Source organism: Singulisphaera chitinilytica (assembly GCF_049331405.1).
In the GTDB taxonomy this organism is placed as follows: domain Bacteria; phylum Planctomycetota; class Planctomycetia; order Isosphaerales; family Isosphaeraceae; genus PoT.
This window is the reverse complement of the sequence record NZ_CP186274.1, coordinates 5716012-5738302: the sequence shown is the minus strand read 5'-3', so window position 1 is coordinate 5738302 and position 22291 is coordinate 5716012. Positions and strand designations below refer to the sequence as shown.

Sequence of the window (22291 nt, the reverse complement as noted above, 5' to 3'; positions counted from 1 at the left end):
AGTCAGTCTCTCGTGATCGTCTCGTCGAGGTTCAGGATCACCCGGACGACCGACGTCCAGGCGGCGAGGTCGGCGGCATCGAGCGCGGGATCGGCCGGGATCAGGCCGATCGCCAGGAGTTGCTTAGCGGCCTCGCGGTCGGCCCGGTACTCGCCCCGGTGCTTGGCCAGGAGCGCCGACAGTACGGCCCGCTCCGAAGGGACCGGAGGGCGGGAGAGGACCCGACGCCAGATCCAGCCCAGGCGTCCCTCGTCATCGGCCGGGCCTTCCTTGAGGGCCTTGGTGGCGAGGGCGCGGGCGGCCTCGACCTCGCTCGGGTCGTTCAAAAGCGCGAGGGCGGCCTGCGGGGTGTTCGAGGTCGGCCGGTTGGCCGTGCACATCTCGCGGCTGGGGGCGTCGAAGGCGAGCAGGCGGGGGTGCAGCAGGGTGCGCTGCCAGTGGATGTAGAGGCCTCGGCGATACTGATCGGGGCCGACGCTCGGGGTGTAATTGCGCGGGGGGAAGTTGAGGAACCGCCAGTATCCCTCGGGCTGATAGGGCCGAACGCTCTCGCCGCCGACCCGATTGACGAGGATCCCGGCCGCGGCGAGGGCCCCGTCCCGGATCGTCTCGGCCGGGAGCCGGAATGACGTCTGCCTCGCGTAGAGCCGGTTGGCCGGATCGACGTTGGCCAGCTCCTCGCGAGGCTGCGACGACTGGCGATACGCCTTTGAGGTGACCATGAGCCGGACGATCGGCTTGATCCCCCAGCCCCCTTCGCGAAGCTCGACGGCCAGCCAGTCGAGCAACTCCAGGTTCGTGGGCCACTCCCCTTGCGAGCCGAGGTCCTCGAGCGACTCCGAGAGCCCCGAGCCGAAGTACGTCTTCCAGAGCCGATTGACGACGACGCGGCCGGTCTGGGGGTGCTCGGAGGAGACGAGCCACCGGGCCAGGTCGAGCCGGCTGGCACGCTGGCCCTTGGGCCGATCCGGGGCCTTCATGAAATGCGGCGTGGACGGCTCGACGACCTCGCCGGTCTCGTCCATCCAGTCGCCCCGATGCAAAACTCGGGTGATCCGAGGGGGGCCGGGAACGGCGACGATCGTGCGTCGGATCGAACCTTCGAATTTGGCGAGGGCCGCCTTGCTCGCCTTGAGCCGCTTCTCGGCCCTGGCTTTATCCTCCGGGGAGCTTGCCGCCTTGAGCCCGGCCTCTTGCGTGTGGACCTCGGCGGCGAGCCTGGATCTCCTTGCGATTTGCTCGGGCGAGGGCATCTCCAGCGTCGGCTTGGGGGTGCCGACCCCCGGCTGCTGGAGGTCGGCGAAGAAGGCCGAGAAGGCGTAGAAATCGCGGGTGGAATAGGGGTCGTACTTGTGGTCGTGGCACTCGGCGCAGGCGAGCGTCGCCCCCATCCAGACGGAGCCGGCGTTGCGGACCCGGTCTGCGGCGTAGCGTGCCAGGTACTCCTTCGCCTGGGCCCCGCCTTCCTCGGTGGTCAGGCCGAGCATGTTGTAGGCCGAGGCGACCTTCTGCCAGGGGGTCGGATCCGGGAGCAGGTCCCCGGCGAGCTGCTCGACCGTGAATCGGTCGAACGGCAAGTCTTCATTGAAAGACTTGATCACGTAGTCGCGATAGAGCGTGATCGAGCGGTTGACGTCGGAGTGATACCCGACGGTATCGGCGAACCGCACGAGGTCGAGCCAGCCGACCGCCATCTTCTCGCCGTAGTGGGGCGAGGCGAGCATGCGGTCGACGAGACGCTCGTAGGCGTCGGGGCGAGGATCGGCGAGGAAGGCGTCGACCTCCTCGGGCTCGGGCGGGAGGCCGAGCAGGTCGAGCGAGAGCCGGCGGATCAGCGTGGTCCGATCGGCCTCGGGAGAGGGGGCCACGCGTTCGGCCTCGAGCCTCGCCAGGATGAATCGGTCGATCGCATTGCCGGGCCAGGAGGTGTCCTTCACCGTCGGCAATGAAGGGCGCTTCGGCGGCACGAGGGACCAGTGTTCGTCCCATTTCGCCCCCTGGGAGACCCAGTGCTTGAGGGTCTCCACCTCGTCGGGGGTGAGAGGCTTGCCCGCCTCGGGCGGGGGCATGATCTCGGTGGCGTCGTCGCTGATGACCCGGGCGATCAACTCGCTTTCGTCGAGGTTGCCGGGGACGATCGCGGCCGCGCCGCTCTCCAGGAGGGTCTTGGCGTCGTCGGCGATGTCGAGCCGGAGCTTGGCCTTGCGGCTCCCGGCGTCCGGCCCGTGGCAGCGGAAGCAGTGCTGCGACAGGATCGGGCGCACGTCGCGGTTGAACGAGACGGGGGGAGCCTCGTCGCCTCGGGCCTGGGCGGCCCAGAGGCCGAGCGCGACGAGCAGGGTCGCGCTCCAGAGGCCCGATCCGCCTGGAATTCGGCCGGCGGTCATGCTCGACATCCTCAGATCCAGTTTCGTGCCCATCGAGCCGTCTCGACGGGCAAGGGGGGGCGGGTCTCTTCTACAATCTTCGCCCGCAAGACCCTTCGCGTCGAGCTTTTTCGCAAATGAGAGCCTATTCCCGTGGCTCCATCCCCCGCCGGCTGCCGTCCTGGGCGTTGATTTTTCGATTGAGGGGATGTCCCTCCCGACAAGTCCCCTGCTTTGATTGGCCGTCGATGCTTTATGCTAGTCGGAGTAGGAATGGATCCGTCTCCACGCACGAATTGCTCGAGCCGAGCCCGACCATCATGGCCTCCGAAACGAAGATCGAGTTGTTCGGGCGGTCGTTCGCGATCGCCCCGGGAATCCTCGTCGAGCCGGCCTCGGAAGGGCGGGTCGTCCTCTGGCTGCCCGGCAGGCGCGAGGGGGGCTTCCAGTCCTGGGAGCGCATCGCGTCGATCGCCGGTTCATCGGCCGACGCCGACGGGGGGCTCCTGTCCGTCCCAGTGGTGGCAATCGAGGTCCGCCAGGCGTTGGGCCTCTCCCTGGGAAAGCTTGCGCGCAAGCTGATGAGCCGAGGCGCGGATCACGGCTGGACCTTGCCGAACGGCGAGTCGGGCGAGCAGGTCGGCGCGAAGCGCACGGATCGGCGGCTCGTCTGGGCCGAGGCTGCCGGGGCTTCGCTCGACGTGGCCAGGATCCGGGGGAATTGGGCTCAAAGCCGGGGGTGCCAGGAGATCGGCGCGGGCCTCTTCCTGATCTCGGGCATCGAGTTCGCGAGGCCACAGGCCGAGGTCGCGTCGGCCGGGGCGGGAGGGGCGTTGCCCCCGCCGAGGCCCCCGGGAGATCGCCGAGCGGGCCCTGAAGGCCGCCCGAGACCGCGGCGACGCCCGCCTCTCGGTCCTGGCCCTGTCCGACCTCGGCCTGGCCCACCTCTATGCCGGCGACGCCCGCTCGGCGAGCCAGGTGCTGGAGCAGGCCCTGGGCGAGGCCAGGCGGCTCGGCGACCGGGCCCTCGAGGTCGACGTCCTCGGCAATCTGACACAGGCCGCGCACACCCTGGGGGATCTCGCCAGGGCCTATGAGCTGGTGATCCCGGTCCTGGACTTCGCCCGCCAGACGGGGGATCGCTACGGCGAGAAGCTCGCGCTCGACCGACTCGGCCAGGTGCTCCTGGCGCTGGGCGACCGCGACGGCGGCCTCGCGCACCTGGAACAGGCCTGGTCGATCGCCGCAGAACTCGGGGACGTGAAGCACGAGGCCGACCTGCTCTGGAGGGCGGGGATCGAGCACGCCGAGCTCGGGAATCGCGACCAGGCGATCGGCTATGCCTCCGCCGCCGTCGACCGCCTGCGACGGCTCGGGAACCCGGCGGCCGACTGGTATGCCCACCACCTGGCGAACTATCGGTCGAGCCTGGGGGGCGAGCCGGCCTTGTTGCCGTCGCTGAGCTCGGGGGGCTTCTCGTCGAGGCCGACGTTCGTGGGCGCGGCGGCCGCGCCGGCGCCCGGGCCGACCGTCGAGGGGCCGGGGTTGCTGCGCATGGCCATCACCGCGGCCAAGGCGATGGTCACGTTCGTCGGATCGGGGTTCAAGACCGCGACCGCGGAACTCTACCGCGAGCGCCTCGCCACTTGCGCGACCTGCGAGTTCCACACGGGCGTGCGCTGTCGGGTCTGCGGCTGCATCACGGCCGCCAAGGCCAGGCTCCTGCACGAGCGATGCCCGGCGAACCGCTGGACCGCCTGATGAGGCGGCCCAGCCGATTCGAGGGTGCAAAGCCTTGTCGGGTCAGGCCTCGTTGTCGGGCGTGCCGGCGTGGATCAGGAGGTCGATGCTGCCGGGGAGTTGCTCGGCGACGGCCTGGATGACGTCCCCCTTCATGGCCTTCCAGAGGGTGCCTCGGCGCGTCGTGCCCAGCAAGAGCAGGTCGGCGCCGTGGGTCACGGCCATGTCGAGGATCGCGTCGGGGATGTCTCGCGCCACGCCGTAGAGCAGGCGGAGCGGGACGCCCACGTTCTTGGCCTGCTCTCTCAGGCGTTCGAAGAGGGAGAGGGCCTGCTCGTCCTCCTCGAGCTTGGGGGGGATCGTCGGGCCCATCGGCGTGACGGCCAGGTGCCTGACGAAGAGGATGTCGAGCTCGGCCTGGCGGTTCTTGCACTCCTTGATGGCGAACTCGATGAGCTTCGGGTTCCCCTGGGTCGCCACCATGATCCGCTCCTTGGGCGTATACGCCCCCGGCTGGATCATGGACGGCTTCTTGGCGGTGACGGCCGGCCCGGCGGCGTGCTCGGCGGCGATCAGGGCCGCGCGATAAGCCTGGGTCCGGTAGCTCGCCGCTCCGACGACCACGGCCACCAGGGCCGAGAGGCCGAAGCCCATCCAGGTATGCCCCACCAGGACGGTGATGAGCACCTCGGTCGCGATGGCGGCGACGGCGAAGGTGACGTACCCCGTGCGGGCCGACTTGGTGAGCGGCACCGCGCGGTTGGTCACGATCGTCACGAGCCGGCCGGCCAGGCCCGTCACCAGGACCAGAAGCGCGAACCCTCGGGCGTCGGGCTTGACCACGCAGATCGTGCTCTCGATCGCGATCATCACGACCGTGAGCACCATCATCAGGAGCCGTTCGTGCCCCTTGAGGGCGAGCTCGAAGTTGGTCGACGTCGTACCGAGGTTGATCGCGATCGCCCCCACGACGCCGATGGCATAGAGCCCCGAGAGCACGGTGACGTTGGGGAAGACTAGCACGACCACCGCCGGCACGATCGCCGCGATCAGGAGCGGCAGCATCGGCATGCCGAAATTGTTGAGCCCGCTGAAGACCTTCGGCAGCTCCTTGTCGCGCGAGAGCATGAACTGGATCGACACGAGGTCGGCCAGGGCCGTGTTCACGGCCGAGAGCAGGAGCGCCGCGAAGACGACCGACGCGACCTTGGCGAAGGTCTCGCCGACGTAATGCACGGCGATGACCTTGAGCATGTCGTCGGTGTGCGCCGGCGTCTTCGGGGCGCTGTAGAGGATGCTGTCAGGCAGCGTGTTCATCGCCGCCGCGAGGATCAGGTTCAGGAGCACGATCTCGATCAGGACCGGGATGATCGACTTGCGCGCCGTCTTCTGGACGGGCTGGACCATGATGCCGGTCATGTTCGCGATCGCCTCGACGCCAGAGAGGGCCAGGACGATCTCGGTGAAGCCGATCCAGGACTTCCAGACCCCGTCCTTGAGCGGCGATTCGAGCGAGAGCGGCCCGATGGCCGGGTCGTGGATCGGCACGAGGCCGGTCATGTGCAAGACGGCCCTGACGCCGATGACCAGCGTGAGCGCGACCGTCGCCATGGCGATGAACATCGCCACCGTCCCCGCCTTCGCCGGGCCGAAATAGTTGAGCCCGCCGATCAATAAGATCGTGATGGCCGCCAGGATCGCCTCGATGGGCATCCCGAAGATCGCGAGCCCGTGGAAGCCTAATGCCGCCTCGAGGTAGTGGAATGCGTCGAGGCAAGAGAGCGACGCCGTCACCACGTAATCGGCGCAGAGGAGCAACCCCCCGATGACCGCCAGGAGCTGCGAGCGATGCCTGGCCGATGAATAGACGCCGCCGCCGTCGGGGAAGAGGCGGCAGATGATCTCATAGCTCCAGCCGACGCCGATGAGCAGCACGCTCATCAGGGCGACGAACCAGAACGAGGCCCTGCCGTTGAAGGCGAAGGCCAGACCGAGCACGTAGAGGCGGCTGGTGCCCCAGTCGCCGAAGAGCATGGGACCCGCGTGATACCAATGCAACTCGCGCGGACGTTCCCCAGTGGCCAGCATGGTCGACCGTTTTTCCTTCCCGATCGTTTTCTAGAGTTCTTGGGGGGTCACCTGCAATGGGGGCCGGCTCCACGAAGCCGGCAATCGCTGGCCGGAAGTGATCGACCTGGCGGGAAATTCCCCTCGGACGCCTACGAGGTTAGCTGTCGGGCTCGGAGCCGAAGGTGCCCCGTCGCGTCCTTGGACGCGATTCGCCCCAAGTTTTTGGGTCCCCCGTTCTCTCATCATTCCCGAGAGATTCGGCGCTCACATCGACAATATCCCCAAGAACACCTAATCGCCGTGAATTAAAAAGAACCCCGGACCCTTCGTCAAGAGGGACACCCAACCGCCGGGTCATTCAAGGGTTCCGACATCCGCGGCCGGACTCGGGACGTTGCTCGCGGGAAACGGATCGTCGAATCCATGGCCCCTGACACGTCTCTTCGGTCGGGCTGTTTTGTGGGCGGTCGGGGATCATGGCCTCGTCGCGGGAGGCGGTTCACGAGCATCGCCACCGTGCATCCGATTGTGACGATCAGGATGAACTCGATCAGGCGGCGGCTCGTGAGCCTGGGCAGGCGTGGGGGCCTGCGCGAGGGGCCTCCGGGATCGGGGGGCGGCAGGCCAACCTCGAAGACGTAGCCGAGGAAGGGGAGAGCCGTCGTCAGGTCGATCAAGGCGATCAGGCCGATTCCCAGCAGCGCGAGCCTCTCATCCCCGACCGTCGCGAGGGCGAGCAGCCAGGCCATCGACCCGGCCGAGGCCAGGGCGAGGCTCTTGAGCCGACGGACGGTGAGCCGAGGAAGTCGCATGCTGCTTGAGGAGTCCATCGACGAGACGACGCGAGTCAGTCCGGCGAGTGCCTCATCGTAGTCGAGGACGATCGAGTGGGAAACCACCTTGGAAACGAATGCGATCGGTTTCGACGCCCCACTCCCTTGCTCGCCCTGGCCCCGGCCTCGTATCGTTGCGGACGGCCTCGGCCGCTCGAGGCCCTCTTGCGACGACGCAAAGCGTCCTCCCTCAATAACGAGCCCCGACATGCGATATCCGTTGGCCCTGGCCCTGATCGCCCTCGCCGCGACCCGATCCCTGGGCGCGGAGCCCTTCTTCGAGACGAGGGCCATCTTCGCGCCCGAGGATATCCACAATCACGCCTCCTGCGTGACCGAGACCTCGGGCGGCGACCTGCTCGCGACCTGGTATCGCGGGAGCGGGGAGCGGAAGGCGGACGATGTGGTGGTCCTCGGCTCGTGGTTCAAGCGCGGGGCGAAGGCCTGGAGCCCGCGCTTCACCCTCGCCGACACCCCCGGGTATCCCGACTGCAACCCCGCGCTCTTCGCGGCCCCCGATCGTACGATCTGGCTCTTCTGGCCGACGATCCTCGACCACCGTTGGGAAGGGGCATTGCTGAAGTTCGCCGTCGCCAGGGATGACGGCAAGCATGACGGCCCCTTGCCCTGGTTCCGCGAAGGGGTCATCCACATGACCCCGCGCGCCTTCGACACGGCCGTCGCGAAGGCGATCGGCTCGCTGTCCGAGGCGGAGGCGAAAGGGGAGAAGGAACTCCTGAACCGCTACACCGAGCGCTCGAAGGATGAGCTCTACCAGCGGCTAGGCTGGATGCCGCGCGTCCGACCGCTGGCGTTGCCCTCGGGGCGCTGGCTCCTGCCGCTCTATTCCGACACCTTCGACGGCTCGATCATGGCTATCAGCGACGACAAGGGGGCGACCTGGGCGACGAGCGCCCCGATCCTCGGGTTCGGCAACATCCAGCCGAGCCTCGTCCGCAAGAATGATGGAACTATTGTCGCATTCATGCGAGATAACGGCAGACATCACCAGATTCGGCTCAGCAGTTCGAAGGACGACGGCCAGACCTGGGGGCCGGTCACCGACTCGACGCTCCAGAACCCCGGCGCGGGCGTCGACGCCATCCGGCTGGCCAACGGCCACTGGGCCATCATCTACAACGACGCACAGAAGGGGAGGAACTCGCTGGCCCTCTCCGTCTCCGACGACGAAGGGGCGACCTGGAAGTGGACCCGGCACGTCGAGAAGACCGGCGTCGAGCAGGACCGTTTCCACTACCCGTCCCTGCTCCAGACCCAGGACGGCCTGATCCACACCACTTATACCCGTCGCCTGAAAGGCGAGGGGAGCACGATCCAGCACACCGCCTTCAACGAAGAGTGGGTCATGCAGGGGGATGCCCCCTCGGGGAAGTGATTCAGAACGGCAAGAGCCGCCGGAACCCATGCCCGAGGATCACCGGGAAGAGAGCGAGGTTCCTCGCGAATGCCCTGGCGGGCGAGTAGCGAGGAGCCTCGGCCGGCTCCCCATCCTGGAGCCGGCTCAGGGCATGGGCGAGGGCCCGCAGGTGGGTGGGGCCGAACGGGCCGTCGTGGATCCGGGCGATCAGGTCGGCCGGGAGCCCGGATACGCCATGATAGGCTCCCAGCCAGGCCCCCAGGATCGCCGCGATCGAGTCGGTGTCGCCCCCCGCGCCGATGACCTCGGTCAGCGCAAGCTTCGGATCCTGGCCATAACGCAGGAAGCCGAACGTGGCGAAGGCCACGCTATGCACGACGAATCCGGTGGTCTTGCACCGCGAGGCGGCGGCCTGCGTGTCGACCTCTAACCTGGCAAGCTCCGCGGCCTCATCGACGGCGAGGCCCAGCGCGTCGATCGTCACGATCCGACGTGCCTGCGCCTGCACATCCTCGCGCGAGGCGGATCCCTGGCCACGCACGCTGGCCGCCGCCAACTCGGCCACGTAGAGGGCCCCCTCGACCGCACGCGGGTCGCAGTGCGTCGTCTCGGCCAGGGCCCGGCCGAAGAGGTTCCTCGACTCGAGGCGTTCGTGGAAGAACGAGCCGATCACGGCCGCTCGCATCGCCGCGCCGTTGCCGGCCGACATCACGCCGCTGGGTGTTATCACCAGGCCGATCCGCAGGCCCGCCTTCAAGGTGGCTCGCCCGGCGCCCCAGGGGAGCCGGCAGCACCAACCGAGCAGCGAGCGCCGGAAGGCCCTGGCGCAGCGTTCTGCGTCGGTTGGCTCCTGGATGAGGCTCTGCGCAATCAGGGCGGATAATTCGGTGTCGTCGGAGACGAACCCGGTGCGCCCCAGCAGCCGGAACCCCTCAATCCGCCCGAATCGTCGGGCTATCCGCCGCGCCGACAGTCCTTCCGTCGCGAGGCCGAGTGCATCCCCGAGCGCGGTCCCGAGCAGCGTCCCGGCGACGCGATCTTCGTGGCTCATACGGCTTCTTTCACCACAGTTGTTGTAGGAAGTTGCCGGCGTGCGCAGGGGTGTTCTCAAAGTGAGGCCGATTCGATCTCGCATTTAAATGGAGATGCGAGAGGCAGTTGCATCGATGTTGCTCGCTGAGAAGCCCCGATGGCACGATGGTTGCACATCAACGATAACCAATCAACGCACGAGTCACCACATTTCAAGGGTTTCACCGAGGCGGGTTTCGTCGGGTGTCTATCGCGTTGATGGCGGCGATCGTCGGGGCCATTTCAAAACATTCGAACCCCCGCGTCGCAAGCCACGAACTAAGGTTGTCCATAAGAGGACAGGCCGAAGCGTGAAGAGTCTCACCAGGAGGGTGTAAGCCGGGATCACAGGGAATGTTCCCCCTTCTAGTCAGCCGGCTCCTCGTCGAGCGGCTTTCTCATTTTGGGTCGATGTCTTCCGCCATGCCCCGAGCGTGGGCGGAAAACTCCCTGTGTAGGCAGAAAATAATGATCACACTATCGCATTTCGATAGGCTGGCCGAGTCCGTCGATCTCATCGCGCGACACGTCGATTATCCTGGCAAGCAGGAGGTCGTCGACCGTTGTGCCGAGGAAATCGCGGAGCTCTATCAGGCGGGCCAGATCAGCGACAACCAGGAAGGCCTGCTGCTCGGAATCCTCCGAGGCGAATACCAGAAGCAGCACGCCTGATCCCAGGTGTAACTCCGGCGCGGGCCATTTGCCGAGGACCGGGTCCGGACCCGTCCGTCCCGGTAAGCGGCCCGCGACCTCATTGCTAGCTTGCAGAATTCCATGCCGCGATGGAATTGGACATGTGATGGGGTGAGCGAACGTCTCGGCGTCCGCCTTCTTGCTTCTTGGCTTCGGCCGGGGAAGGGGGCGAGGATGTCGGATACATTAACGGGTGAGGGCCGCGTAAAACCGAGGCCCTCACCCGTCCTCGTCGCGTGGCAATGCTCCTGGCGAATCGATCAGCCGTGGGCCTTGGCTTCGCGGTTCCGCTTGCGGGTCTCGGCGGCCTTCTTGGCGGAGGCAGAGCGTTGCTCGGGAGTTCGATCGGCGGAGGCGGCTCCACCCTTCTTGCCCCCCTTCTCGCTGGAGATGTGGGTATCGGGCTTGCCCCGGCCGCTGCCCGACTTGTTCCCGCCGCCCGATTCCTTGTTCACGGTCGCCCAGGCGCGGCTCCCGGCCTCGCTCTCGGGCACCCCTCGGTTCTCGTAACTTTCGGCGATGTGCTCGGCCTTACGTTTCTGCTTGTCGGTATACTTGGACTTGTCGCCGCGAGGCATGGCTTGTCTCCTTTCCGGGGCTGGCCTGCAGGCCCGAATCGATGAGTTAAGACCTTGCCATGGGTTAACGCAGATGGGATGCCAAATCTAAAGTTCGCCGATGTCTGACGCACCATTTCTTCGAAATATACGCTTGCTATGAAATCAAATCGGACTCCGGGCAAGGAGCATCGGGCCGAACACCGAGCGATTGGGAAGGGCCGATGAAAACGGAGATGCTCATCCGCAAGGCTGTGCCCGCTGACCTGGAAGCGATCGCGGAGATCTACAACGAGGCCATCCTGAACACGACCGCGACCTTCGACCTCGAGCCCAAGACGCTCGAGGATCGGGCGGCCTGGTTCGAGTCTCACGACGACCTGCACCCGATCCTCGTGGCCGAGGTAGGAGGCCATGTCGTGGGCTGGGCCTCGCTGGGGCGCTGGTCGGAGCGGGCGGCCTACGACGAGACGGCGGAGACCTCTTCCTACGTCCACTCCGAGTTCCGCGGCCGGGGCATCGGGCGAGTCTTGAAGTCGGCGATCATCGACGAGGCCAGGCGGCTCGGCTTCCACTCCTTGATTTCGAGGGTGGTTGCGGGGAGCGCCGAGAGCCTGCACATCAACGAGTCTCTGGGCTTCGAACGCGTGGGGACCCTCAAGGAGGTCGGCCGCAAGTTCGGCAAGCGGCTCGACGTGCATATCCTGCAGATGATCCTCTGACCTGAGGATCGGCCTTCAGCGCTCGAGGGCCGAAGGGATGATCAACTTCCCTTCCCAGGTCCAGACGCCGAACTTGCGGACGAGTAGCCTGTCGGCGCTGCCGGGGGCGGGGGGCGCGTCGTCTTTGGGGATCCATCGGGCGTGGGCGTCGACGATCGCGCGATGCTGCGGGTCCTTCGCCAGGTTGGTCCACTCGTGCGGATCCATCTGGTGGTCGTACAACTCCTCGGAGCCGTCCGCATAGCGGATATAGCGCCAGCGTTCGGACCGCACGGAGTGGTTGCCCGGGCAATGCGTGGTGATCGCCGGCCAGGCGCGATGGGCCTTCGGATCATGGATCTGCGGTGCGAGGCTGTGCCCCTCGAGCCGCTGCTTCGCAGGGAGGCCGACGAGGTCGACGAGGGTCGGGTAGATGTCGAGCAACTCGGCCGGCTGCTTGCAGCGAGCCCCCTTGGGGATGCCGGGGCCGGCGAACATCAAGGGGACGCGCGTGGATCGCTCCCAGAGCGTGTTCTTGCCGGTGATCCCCTTTTCGCCCAGGTGCCAGCCGTGATCCGACCAGAGGACGACGATGGTGTTGTCCGCCTTGCCGGTCGCCTCGAGGGCGTCGAGGACGCGCCCGACCTGGCTGTCCATGAAGCTGGTGCTCGCGAGGTAGGCCCGGACGAGAGGACCCCATTGCTGGGTCCGCCTGAGCCACGAGAGGCGGGGCTCAGGCAGCTTCCAGTGCAGGTACCAGGCGAAGTCCGGGACATCGTCGCGGTCGTCCTCGCGCACCGGCGGGAAGATCAGGGACGACTCGGGGTGCATGTCGAACCAGCGACGCGAGGCGAAGCAGGGGACGTGCGGGAGCCGGAAGCCGACGCCGACGAAGAAGGGCTTGTCATCCGGCAGGGACTTCAGCCGCTTGATGGCGCTCTCGGCAATCTTCCAGTCTCCCTGGCGTTCGTCGTGGTCGGGGAAGACGCCCCAGTCCATGGCCTTGATCGGGTCCGGGGTCGTGACGAACTTGTGCGGGGGGTAGGGCATGGCGCCGATTTCTCCCCACTCCTGAAACTCCTTCGATCTGTCGGCGGGGGGGATGGAGCCGTCGTGGAAAATCTTCCCGGCCGCGAAGGTGGAGTAGCCGTGCGAGGCCAGGTATTGCGGCAGGGTCACACTCTCCTTGAGGGCAGGTGATGCGCGGAAGCCGGGGTGGAGCGCGTAGATCCCCGTCGTCGAGGGCCTCAGGCCGGTCAGGACGCTGCTGCGGGAGGGGTTGCAGAGGGGGGCCTGGCAGTGGGCGTTTGTGAAGAGCGCCCCCCTCGCCGCGAGCCGATCGATGTTGGGGGTCTTCGCCTGGGGATGACCCTCGAGGCATCCCACCCAGTCGTTCAGGTCGTCGATCGCGATGAAGAGGATGTTCTTCGCGTCCTTGCGGGCCTCTCCCCGCGCCGGCTCGTTGGCGCCCGCCGCGCTCAGGGCGAGCATGAGACACGTGATTGCCGCTGCCATGGGCAAAGTCGCACCTTCCAGGTCGATTCGGGGCTTGGTTGGAACTCGCTATTGTCCTCACGTATGTGTTCGAAGTCGACCCATCTCATCCCGACAGGTCGGCTCATTGGGAATGAGCCGGAAATTCCTCGCCGCCGGGGATTTTGCGTGAGGAGCTGGCCCTCATGTGGCATTAGTCATGGATTTCGCGATGAGACGGAAAGGGGAGATCAGGATGACACGAATGTCTGAGGTCCTTCGCGACGTGAGTCGACTCTTCGAAAGAGGCACGCTCGCCGCCGAGAGCGATGGAGAGCTCCTGGAACGCTTCGTCTCCAGGCGTGATGAGGCGGCCTTCGAGGCGATTGTCTCGCGCCACGGCCCGATGGTCCTGCGCGTCTCCCGGGACCTGCTCCGGGACGACCACGCCGCCGAAGACGTCTTCCAGGCCACGTTCCTGCTACTGGCCAGGAAGGGGCGGACCCTCTGGGTGAACGAGTCCCTGAGCGGCTGGCTCTACGGCGTGGCTCGTCGGGTGGCCGCCAAGTCCAGGACTTCGCTTGAGCGGCGACGACGGCTCGAGGGGGATGCCGCTGTCTCCTTCGCGTCGAGCCGGGAGGTCGAAGCCACGCCCCTGAGCCCGGACGAAGCCCGGATCCTGCACGAGGAGATCGCGAGGCTCCCGGCGTCGCATCGGCTCCCGATCTTGCTCTGCGGCCTTAGCGGATTGAGCTACGCCGAGGCGGCCGGCCAACTCGGCCTGACCGAGACGGCGATCCGAGGCCGGCTCGCCCGGGGTCGTGAGCGCCTGCGAGCCCGCCTGCTCCGCCGAGGCGTCGGTGCCCCTGTTGGCTTCCTCGCCGGGACCCTGGCCGCGGATCGCGCACTCGGGTCATTGAATGCCGATCTGGTGATCCGCCGCGCCGTCGAGGTCGTGATGGCCCTGGAGTCTCGCCGCGATTCCCGGGCCGCCCGTCGCCTGGCGACGTGGGCCGCCAGCCTCTTCCAGGGGGCTGTCTTCGGCAAGGCCCTGGCCTGCGGCCTGCTGCTGGCGGTTGGCTTCGCCCTGGGGGGGCGAGGAGAGCCGGCCGGGCGTTGGCTCGTGGCGACCGGGGATATGCAAGAGGAAGGCTCAGCTCTCCCCACTCCTGCGCCAGCCCCTGCGGATGAGATCCTTCGGCCGCTCGCTCCTGAGCCGGTTGTCAATCCGTCGCCGATGGAGTCGGCGCCTACGCCGTCGCAGGGCATTCCGAAACCCTGGGAGACGACCGTCCGCGTCAAGGTCTCCCGGCCAGATGAAAACGCGATCGGATTCGGTTCGGGCACGATCATCCGGAGCAGCTCTCGAGAATCATTAGTCCTGGTGTGCGCACATAATTTTGGGTTTCGTGTTGGAGAGAGAAGCCTCGGGCTGCCCGCATCCAATCCTCGGACAATCCGCGTGGACCTCTTCGATGGCAAACTCACGTCGAAGCAGGCGGTGACCCCCACAGAGACCCTGAACGCCGATATCGTGGATTTCGATCGGGAGCGCGACATCTGCCTGATCAGGATCCACCCCGGGCGGCAACTCCCGGCGTCACCGCTCCTGCCGAGGGATTGGTCTCCTGAGGCGGGCGCAATGATGATCACTGGTGGATGCTCTCTCGGGCAGGATGCGACGTTCTGGTCAACTCGAGTCAAAGACCCGAAGGCGACGCTGTCGCTGGGCCAAGGCTCCTTCGAGGTGATCGCCTGTGAGTTCTCGCCCGCGCCAGGCCGCTCAGGGGGAGGGTTGTTCGACGAAGAAGGGCGTCTGGCCGGATTCTGCCGGTACTCCGAACCGAGAAGCAACCTTGGCTATTACGCCAACCTGCGAGCGGTTTACGAACTTCTTGATCGGAATCCTGAGGGTTCTTCACCTTCCAACCCTGCACGCAAGATCGAGCCATCCTCATCCCCGAATGAGCCAATCGCGAGCTCCGAAACCTCGAGGCAGTCCTTCGAAAAAGATTATGAGCGGCTGATCCAGCACGCGGAACGGCAGCGCCAGGCAGGAGACGATCGGGGACTTCAGGAATCGCTCGGCGCTCTCGATCGACGCTATCGCACCGAGCGAAAGGCCCTGATCGAGCGCGTCGCGGAACTCGATTCTTTGCATTCTCGCAGTATCGAACCACTCCGATCCAGCGTGGGCAAGCATGGACTGATTCGCCTGCTCCCCTTCGGGCCTCGTTCGGGAGGCAAGCAAGAGGGATCGCCGCCGCCTGCTCCGGATATCGAGCCGCGCCTTGAACTCGATAACGCCTCGGACGAGGGTACTCCATGAATTACCAAGCGGAATATCAATCACGAAGGTCCGCATGCATGGCCGGTCCAGGCCGCAGAGACGACGAGCGGGTCACAGGCACTGTACTCAATTGAGCTGTGCCTCATTGCGGGGCGTCGCATCTTGATAATCCCAGCCGCCGTCGAGCCGAGGTTTTCTCGGGCGACGACGGCTTTTCGCATCCCGCCTCGAACCGCTGCACGCGATTCCGGCCACGAACCCTCTCCGCACAATCCGATCCAACGGGACTTGCCGTGGCGATGGCCATGCCTGCGCCGGATATGCCGAGCTTGAATGAGCACATGCAGGTGCGATTGGGGGCGTGCGCCAATCAGCCGGACTCGCTCGCAAGCATGGATCGCCCGAGAAGCGTGGTGCGATATCGGCTCATGAGGCTTTTCGGCATCGCGAGAGTCGATCACTCCGCGGTACGTGGTAAACGTCTGGCCTGTCCAAGTGGTAAGAGCCTGCGATTTGTGACAGAGCGGGTTGAGAGTCGGCGAAAATCATCCTTTTGGTGTCGCAATAATGCAACAAACTATTCGCCCCGTCGGTCTCCTGATAACCCAGGAGGAACACGTCTTTGGTGAGCCTTTATTTCTCTGGAACTCATCCGATCGAAATTGTTTATGTAGATGTTAATGTGCTCGGAATCATCGACGCAGGATGATCCCGTTGGCAAGTGGATTCATGAAAAACCCTGTCATCCTGATAATTCTTGTCGGCTTATTTGAGCATAATGCCGCTGAGGCTCAAATCAGGGGGAGATTGCCACTACGTTCATACGGCCCGCATTTCTCGAATCAACGGGTCGCGGTCACTAGGCCATCGATCGACGCATAATGCCGGCCTACGGGCTTAATTTTAGGGACGACCCCGGGCGTCGTAGGGCGGCCTGATCGCCGGTGGACGCCCATTGATATCGCGACCAGAGTGATCGCCCCGCCGGCTGTTCAGGGTTACGCGGTTGATTGTTTGTATGTTTGAATATTATAATGAGACCGGTGCGTTGGCTGCCGCGGCCTCGTGCTGGATCGCGTAGGGAGTTTCCTGTCAGCCGAATGCCCTATCCTAACTTATTTCATGACTTCGGTATGCGGCATGTTCATCGTGGGTTATGATTCCTCGAGATTCTTGAAGTCTTTATGTGGGGGGGAATGCCTACGCGGCAGGGGAGGGCCCTTCCGGATGGTGCTTTGTCGACGGGATCGTGGCCAGTTTGAGATGATGGGGAGGGTCCGCAATGGCCGCGAGCAAGAGGTGCGCGATCGATTCCCGGGCGCTTGCGTCGGACGATTCCGCGGCGGCACGAGGACGTCGCCAGCAGGCGAGACCTCGGGGCACGGCCGGCATTCTATCGGCGGAGGGGACGCGGAATCGCGTTCCCTTTGCGCCCTCGGTTGCCCCCCTCGGGGCGGAGAAGGCCGCGCCGAAGTACCCTGGAATGGCCAGACCGTGCGCCGATGGCATGACTTTTGTACTACACTCTCACGTTAATGATTCGCGTGATCGCGGCATGGCCGGGAAGAACCATGATAAACCCGACAGCCCGGTCGGCGTGCCTGGGGGAGATTTGGCGACCGATGCAGGTCCACTCGGCGTCAACTCGCCCCCATATCCTTTCGAAGCGATAGATGACGGGCTCTATCCCAATGATGGGAGGAGCCGGATCACTCTCGACGCGTTTTCGGCATCCAATTCCCGCAATCCCAGGGTGCAAGCGATCGGCATGAGCCGATCGGAGCCGGCATTTGCCGGTTCGTCGACGCTCGTATCCGTGAACGCAAACGGAGGGTTGGCCATGGCCAAGGAGCCAGAAACAGCCCAGGTGTATCAGCTGTCGTATCACGAGTCTCTACCGGGATTCGCGACCCACGCCTCGTCGCACGCACGTAAAACCAAGTCCGCTTCCAGACCCCACCCGCCTTTCGGCGAGCCTCGCGATTTCTTCGGGGCCGCCGACGGGGAAGCCTCGGGCATAACCCGTGAGATCCTCGCACTCGTGCTCGCCGCGACGAAGCGAGACTTTCGCTGCCTCGATGCGGATTCCTTGAGGAGCTGCTTCCGGCGTCGTGCGGCATTGTATGGAATTGATCAAATATGCGGGTATCTGAGAGTCTTGCACGAGCGTGAGGGGGAGGTCGAGGCACTCGCCCGGGATCTCTTCGAGCAGGGAGCCGGTGATTCTCGGGGCTCGAGTGATCTTCACCGCGTCGGCACGGGGGAAACGCCGGGAGCCTGTGCCGAGGACGCTCGGCCGGGCCTCGTTGGCGAGTTGTGGGCCATCAACGAGGAACTCAGCAGTCGGCTGGACACCCTGCAGGTGTCCAACGACCTGACTGCCTGGCTAAGGAATTCGGGGGAGAGCTCGTTCGAGGGCGCGATCATCGCCACGACGTCGGACGGGATCATCACCGATTGGAATGCGCAGGCCGAGCAAATCTTCGGGTTCGCACACGAGGAGGCGCCCGGGAACTCGATCGCGATGATCCAGGGGCCGGCCCGATTGTTCGAGCGGACGGGCTCGCTAAGGGAGGCCGCGCGAGGGGCGTGCATCAACTACAACAAAACCGTTCGGATTCGAAGGAACGGGAAGATTGTTGATGTTTCATTGTCATTATTGCCGATAAGAAATAGCTTGAGTCGCGTGGTCGGCGTCTCGATGGTTGCCCGCGGCGTCGATGGGCGCAAGCGGCTCGACGGCAAGATCCTCGAGGCGGCCGATCCGGAGCGGGCCCGGATCGGTCAGGATCTGCACGACGACATCGGGCAGGAATTGACCGCGCTCGCCCTGATCGCCGAGAGCCCGGCCCGACAATGCGAAGGGAGCTCGCCCGCGACGGTCGAGCTCGTATCGAAGCTGACGGGAGCGATCGAACGCTCGCACAAGAAGTTGCGCGAGTTCCCGCGAGGGTTCGTCCCCGCAGGGGTCGGGCCCGAAGGGCTGATGGCGGCCCTGGGGGATCTCGCGATGCGGATTACCAATCAGGCGCGGGTGCCTTGCACCTTCGCCTGCGAAGGGACCGTCCTCGTCGAGCATGGGGTCGCGGCGACGCAGTTGTACCGCATCGTCCAGGAGGCGGTCACCAATGCCCTGAAACACGGCCGAGCCCGGCACATTCGGATTGGCCTGGAGGGAGGCGATGGTTTGGTAACGCTACGAATCCAGGACGACGGCATCGGATTCGGGGCCGAGGCGTCCACGCCCAGGGAGGCAGGCATCGGCCTGGAGATCATGCGTCGCCGGGCCAGGCTCATCGACGCGACGCTCGACATCGGGCCGGCGGTAGGTGGCGGGACCCTGGTTGTCTGTACCCAACTCAAAGGGCTGTCTCGATGACCTCGAGTCCATGGGAGGACGACGGAGAGGTCCGCCGGATCAAGGTCATGATCGTCGACGATCATCCTGCCACTCGCGAAGGCCTGGCGATCCGGATCTCGTCCGAACCCGACATGATGGTCTGCGGCGAGGCCTCCGACGTGAGCGGGGCCCTCGAGTTGATCGAGTCGCGCCAGCCCGACATCGTCGTCGTCGATATAGCGCTCCGGGCCAGCGATGGCATGGACCTGATCAAGCAGGTCCGCGCCAGCAATCCGTCGGCATTGCTCCTGGTGTGGTCCATGTATCATGAGACCCTCTACGCCGAGCGGGCATTGCGGGCGGGGGCGATGGGTTACGTCAACAAGACCCAGGCCACGAGCACACTCATCGAGGCTATCCGCCAGATGCTTGACGGTAAAGTCTACTTGAGCGTGGATCTTGATGAGAAGCTGGTCAACCGCGTCGTCGACGGCATCAACAAGAACTTCCACTCGGCGCCCGTCGAGTCGCTCTCCGACCGCGAGCTCGAGGTCTTCCGCATGATCGGCCATGGGATGAACACCGGCGAGATCGCGAACCGCCTTCGCCTCAGCAACAAGACGGTCGAGACCTACCGCGACCGGATCCGGGCCAAGCTCGACCTCAGCACCGGGACCGAACTATCGCGGACCGCATTCCAGTGGGTGTTGGAGCACGGTTGAGCCGAAGTGATGGCAGACCCCACCTTGCATCGCTCGAGCCCCCGGAAACGCCGAAACCTCCGCGCCGAGGCCGGGCCGCGACCGCCCCCTCTTCGCGGAGTTCGGATCTGACGACGGGCGACACCGCTTCCGGCCCGGGCTTGGGCCTGCCGACATCCTCAGTTCCGGGTCGGCTCGACCATACCGTAGGCGGCGAGGGCCTTGATGTGCTTGCAGCCGGCGGGGTCGATGCCGGCGCGGTGGAAGATGAAATCCGGGCAGTCGCATTCGGGGCCGTGGACGTGCTGAGAGACGTGATAGGTCGTCTCGTCCTCCTTGCGCAACTCGAAGCAGCGACTGGCGGCGGTGCGGTCGCAAGGGATCGGGCGGACCCGGTAGCGACCCCCGTTGATCGCGAGGACCATGCCAAACCTGGCGAGGGCGGCGGGGCGTCTCCGCACGGTCTTCTCGACGGGGCGGCCCAAGGTCATCGAAGACGTCATGGCGATATCCCAGGCGACTTGAAGGTGACGGATCGCGAGTCCCGAGTCCTGCCGATCACACCTCCAAAACGAGGCAGACGGCAGGGGCGGAACGTATGAAAAACCTGTACGTAATTATAGTGGATTTCGCCGAGACGATCAATGACACCGGGCCGTTTCTCTCCCTTTTTTTCGAGAGGAAACCCGCGGTCGAAAGGCCGCATGAGTGAGGCCCCCGAACGTGGCCGTTATTCCCGAATATCGCGGATGACCCGGCAAGGGTTGCCGGCCGCGAAGACCCCTTCGGGGATGTCCCGGGTCACCACACTCCCTGCGCCGATGACGGAGCGGGAGCCGATCTTGATCCCGGGGCAGAGGATGGCAGCACCGCCGACCCAGACGTCCGCGCCGATCTCGATCGGCTTGGCGAATTCCTGCTTCCGGCGCAGCACGGGGTCCATCGGATGGGTTGCCGTGTAGATCTGCACCGAGGGGCCGAACAGCGTGTAGTCGCCGATCTTGACCTCGGCCACGTCGAGCACGACGCAGTTGAAGTTGAAGAAGACCCGCTCGCCGAGGAAGATGTTCGAGCCGTAGTCGCAGAAGAAGGGGGGCTGCATCCAGACGGTGTCTCCCCCCGCGCCGAAGATCTCGCGGAGGATCCGCCGACGCTCTTCCTGATGGGCCTCGCGAGTGGCGTTGAGTTCCTGGCAGAGGTCCCGGGCGCGGTCCCTCGCCACGCAGAGGTCGGGGTCCATCGGGTCGTACAACTCGCCCGCCAGCATCTTCTCGCGTTCGGTCCGCATGTCGCTACCTCCAAAGGGGGGGATCGGTGGAAGAGGGCTTCTCGGCTGCAAACCCCATTCCAGCCGGCGGCGAGATAAAGCCGAGGCCTGTTGGGCTCAAAACAGAAAGGGCCCGTTGAGGCCGGACGCGGGCGTCGCGGTCTCAACGGGCCGGATCTCTGGGCGAGAGAAGAGGATCAGGCGGGCTTGGCGCCGGGGGTGCCGGCCTCGACGACCATGGAGGTCTTCGTCACGGCCGGGGCTCCCGGCTTGGTGACGACTTCCACGACCTGATAGTCGCTCTTCCAGGCCTTGGGGGTCACCGTGCAGCGGACGTAACCGCGCTGGGCGTTGAAGAAGCGGACGTGGGGGTTGTCCGACATCATCTTCTCCTGCGTGGGCAGGAGCGCGCGGCCGTCGCCGCCGCTGCTGATCGACGTGCCGACGAACTCGGTGGCGACCACCGGGGTGTCTTGCTTGCGGTCGTCGACCCGGAGGTCATTGATCCAGTTCGAGTGGATGTCGCCCGTCAGGACGACCGGGTTCGGGACGTGGCGCTCGGCCAGGAACTTCATCAACTGGATGCGCTCGTGGGTGTAGCCGGGCCACTGGTCCATCGAGTAGGCCGGCTCGCTGGTCCCTTCGGTGGCCGGGCGATGGCCGACCATTCCCATCATCACCTGCTGGGCCAGGACGTTCCAGGTCGAGGTCGAGGAGAGGAGCCGCGAACGGAGCCAGCCGTACTGGTGCTCGCCCAGCATCGTGCTCTTGGGGTCGAGGGCGGCCTCGTTGAGCGGGCTGCGCTTGTCGCCATTGGGCTGGTCGGACCGGTGCTGGCGGGTGTCGAGCACCTGGAACTCGGCCAGGTTGCCGAACCGGATCGTGCGGTAGAGCTGCATATCCGCCCCTCGGGGGAGGGACTTCTTCCGCAAGGGCATCATCTCGTAGTAGGCCTGATACCCGTTCGCCCGCCGCTCGAGGAAGGAGACGACGTCGACGTCCTTGTGCTCGGAGATCGAGCCGGCGTAGTTGTTGTCGACCTCGTGATCGTCCCAGGTCACGACCCAGGGGCAGAGGGTATGCATCTTCTGGAGGTGGGGGTCTGACCGGTACTGGGAGTGCCGGATCCTGTAGTCGTCGAGACTCATGATCTCGGTGCCGAGGTGCTTGCGGATCTGGCCGTCGCGCCCCTGGTTCTCGTAGATGTAGTCGCCGAGGTGGAAGACGAGGTCGAGCTCGTCCTTGGCCATGTGCTCGTAGGCCGTGTAATAGCCGGCCTCGAAGTGCTGGCAGGAGGCTAAGGCGAACTTGAGCTGATCCGGTGTCGTCGTGTCGGCGGGCATGGTGCGCAGGCGGCCGAGCGGGCTGGTTGCGTCGCCGGCGCGGAAGTGATACCAGTACCAGCGGTCGGGGGCCAGGCCGCTCACCTCGACGTGAACCGAGTGGCCGAGCTGCGGCGTGGCGATGGCCTCGCCCCGGCTCACAACCTTGGTCATGGCCTCGTCGTCGGCGACTTCCCACGAGACGGCGATCTTCTCGAGGGGCATGCCCCCCTGGGGCTCGAACGGCTTGGGCGCAAGCCTCGTCCAGATCACGGCGCCGTCGCTGGTCGGGTCGCCCGAGGTCACGCCGAGCTGGAACGGCTCGGCGGAGAAGCTGGCATGACGGAGCGTCCGCCCCTCGACGCGCTCACCGAGCAAGGGCAGGGCGGCCAGCGCGGCCGAATGCGCCAGGAAGAGTCGCCTGGAAAGTCCGCCCTCGCGGCGGGCCGCTTCACGGATCGCAGATGGATTCATCATGTTTTGACTCGT

At 65.6% G+C, this 22291-nt stretch carries 17 protein-coding genes and 1 riboswitch; of the genes, 8 read left to right on the top strand and 9 right to left on the bottom strand.

The annotated features are described in order from the left end of the window. Positions 1-2 precede the first annotated feature (2 nt). Positions 3-2420 (bottom strand): PSD1 and planctomycete cytochrome C domain-containing protein, encoded by a 2418-nt coding sequence (locus ACOYYX_RS22775; protein WP_422923989.1) that lies wholly within the window; start codon positions 2418-2420, stop codon positions 3-5. A 266-nt stretch (positions 2421-2686) separates the two neighbouring features. Between ACOYYX_RS22775 and ACOYYX_RS22770 the strand changes: the two genes are divergently transcribed. Together ACOYYX_RS22770 and ACOYYX_RS22765 are read left to right on the top strand one after the other, a co-directional pair. After that, positions 2687-3463 (top strand): hypothetical protein, encoded by a 777-nt coding sequence (locus ACOYYX_RS22770; RefSeq protein WP_422923987.1) that lies wholly within the window; start codon positions 2687-2689, stop codon positions 3461-3463. Then, positions 3345-4127, top strand: a complete 783-nt coding sequence (locus ACOYYX_RS22765) for a DUF6171 family protein (protein ID WP_422923985.1) — start codon at positions 3345-3347, stop codon at positions 4125-4127. The genes ACOYYX_RS22770 and ACOYYX_RS22765 overlap by 119 nt, the downstream gene beginning before the upstream one ends. Positions 4128-4169: 42 nt before the next feature. On the opposite strand, the gene ACOYYX_RS22760 is transcribed toward ACOYYX_RS22765, so the two are convergent. Further along, complete coding sequence (locus ACOYYX_RS22760; RefSeq protein ID WP_422923983.1) at positions 4170-6194, bottom strand: universal stress protein; 2025 nt, start codon at positions 6192-6194, stop codon at positions 4170-4172. A 113-nt stretch (positions 6195-6307) separates the two neighbouring features. Then, positions 6308-6449, bottom strand: a riboswitch (cyclic di-AMP (ydaO/yuaA leader). A 56-nt stretch (positions 6450-6505) separates the two neighbouring features. After that, a complete protein-coding gene (locus tag ACOYYX_RS22755; protein ID WP_422923981.1) occupies positions 6506-6988 on the bottom strand; it encodes a hypothetical protein in 483 nt (160 codons plus the stop codon). Between the two features lie 229 nt (positions 6989-7217). Here ACOYYX_RS22755 and ACOYYX_RS22750 point away from each other — a divergent pair, with 229 nt between their 5' ends. Then, a complete protein-coding gene (locus ACOYYX_RS22750; protein WP_422923979.1) occupies positions 7218-8405 on the top strand; it encodes a sialidase family protein in 1188 nt (395 codons plus the stop codon). Position 8406: 1 nt separating this feature from the next. On the opposite strand, the gene ACOYYX_RS22745 is transcribed toward ACOYYX_RS22750, so the two are convergent. Then, on the bottom strand, positions 8407-9438 hold the full coding sequence (locus ACOYYX_RS22745; protein ID WP_422923977.1) for an ADP-ribosylglycohydrolase family protein: 1032 nt from the start codon (positions 9436-9438) through the stop codon (positions 8407-8409). A gap of 488 nt (positions 9439-9926) precedes the next feature. On the opposite strand from ACOYYX_RS22745, the gene ACOYYX_RS22740 reads away from it, so the two are divergent. Continuing rightward, the gene (locus ACOYYX_RS22740) at positions 9927-10130 is read left to right on the top strand and encodes a hypothetical protein (RefSeq protein WP_422923976.1); all 204 of its coding nucleotides are present in this window, start codon (positions 9927-9929) and stop codon (positions 10128-10130) included. A gap of 281 nt (positions 10131-10411) precedes the next feature. On the opposite strand, the gene ACOYYX_RS22735 is transcribed toward ACOYYX_RS22740, so the two are convergent. Beyond that, positions 10412-10729, bottom strand: coding sequence for a plasmid stabilization protein (locus ACOYYX_RS22735; RefSeq protein WP_422923974.1), 318 nt, complete (start codon positions 10727-10729; stop codon positions 10412-10414). Between the two features lie 203 nt (positions 10730-10932). On the opposite strand from ACOYYX_RS22735, the gene ACOYYX_RS22730 reads away from it, so the two are divergent. Beyond that, entirely contained in the window at positions 10933-11430 is a 498-nt protein-coding gene (locus ACOYYX_RS22730; protein WP_422923972.1) for a GNAT family N-acetyltransferase, read from the top strand. A gap of 15 nt (positions 11431-11445) precedes the next feature. Here ACOYYX_RS22730 and ACOYYX_RS22725 read toward each other — a convergent pair whose 3' ends face one another. Next, positions 11446-12924 carry a sulfatase gene (locus ACOYYX_RS22725; protein WP_422923970.1) on the bottom strand — a complete coding sequence of 493 codons (1479 nt, stop codon included), beginning with the start codon at positions 12922-12924 and terminating at the stop codon, positions 11446-11448. 223 nt (positions 12925-13147) lie between these two features. Here ACOYYX_RS22725 and ACOYYX_RS22720 point away from each other — a divergent pair, with 223 nt between their 5' ends. The 3 genes from ACOYYX_RS22720 (at position 13148) to ACOYYX_RS22710 (ending at position 19234) form a co-directional block, all read left to right on the top strand. Next, on the top strand, positions 13148-15211 hold the full coding sequence (locus tag ACOYYX_RS22720; protein WP_422923968.1) for a sigma-70 family RNA polymerase sigma factor: 2064 nt from the start codon (positions 13148-13150) through the stop codon (positions 15209-15211). Positions 15212-17330: 2119 nt separating this feature from the next. Further along, positions 17331-18551, top strand: a complete 1221-nt coding sequence (locus tag ACOYYX_RS22715) for an ATP-binding protein (RefSeq protein ID WP_422923967.1) — start codon at positions 17331-17333, stop codon at positions 18549-18551. Continuing rightward, on the top strand, positions 18548-19234 hold the full coding sequence (locus tag ACOYYX_RS22710; RefSeq protein ID WP_422923966.1) for a response regulator transcription factor: 687 nt from the start codon (positions 18548-18550) through the stop codon (positions 19232-19234). Before ACOYYX_RS22715 ends, ACOYYX_RS22710 begins: the two co-directional genes overlap by 4 nt. A 158-nt stretch (positions 19235-19392) precedes the next feature. Here the strand turns inward: ACOYYX_RS22710 and ACOYYX_RS22705 are convergent, their stop codons facing one another. The 3 genes from ACOYYX_RS22705 to ACOYYX_RS22695 form a co-directional block, all read right to left on the bottom strand. Continuing rightward, positions 19393-19716, bottom strand: coding sequence for a hypothetical protein (locus ACOYYX_RS22705; protein ID WP_422923964.1), 324 nt, complete (start codon positions 19714-19716; stop codon positions 19393-19395). Positions 19717-19943: 227 nt separating this feature from the next. Beyond that, positions 19944-20501: a sugar O-acetyltransferase gene (locus tag ACOYYX_RS22700; protein ID WP_422923962.1), complete on the bottom strand. Its 558-nt coding sequence runs from the start codon at positions 20499-20501 to the stop codon at positions 19944-19946. A gap of 176 nt (positions 20502-20677) precedes the next feature. Then, complete coding sequence (locus ACOYYX_RS22695) at positions 20678-22279, bottom strand: alkaline phosphatase D family protein (RefSeq protein ID WP_422923960.1); 1602 nt, start codon at positions 22277-22279, stop codon at positions 20678-20680. Positions 22280-22291 lie beyond the last annotated feature (12 nt).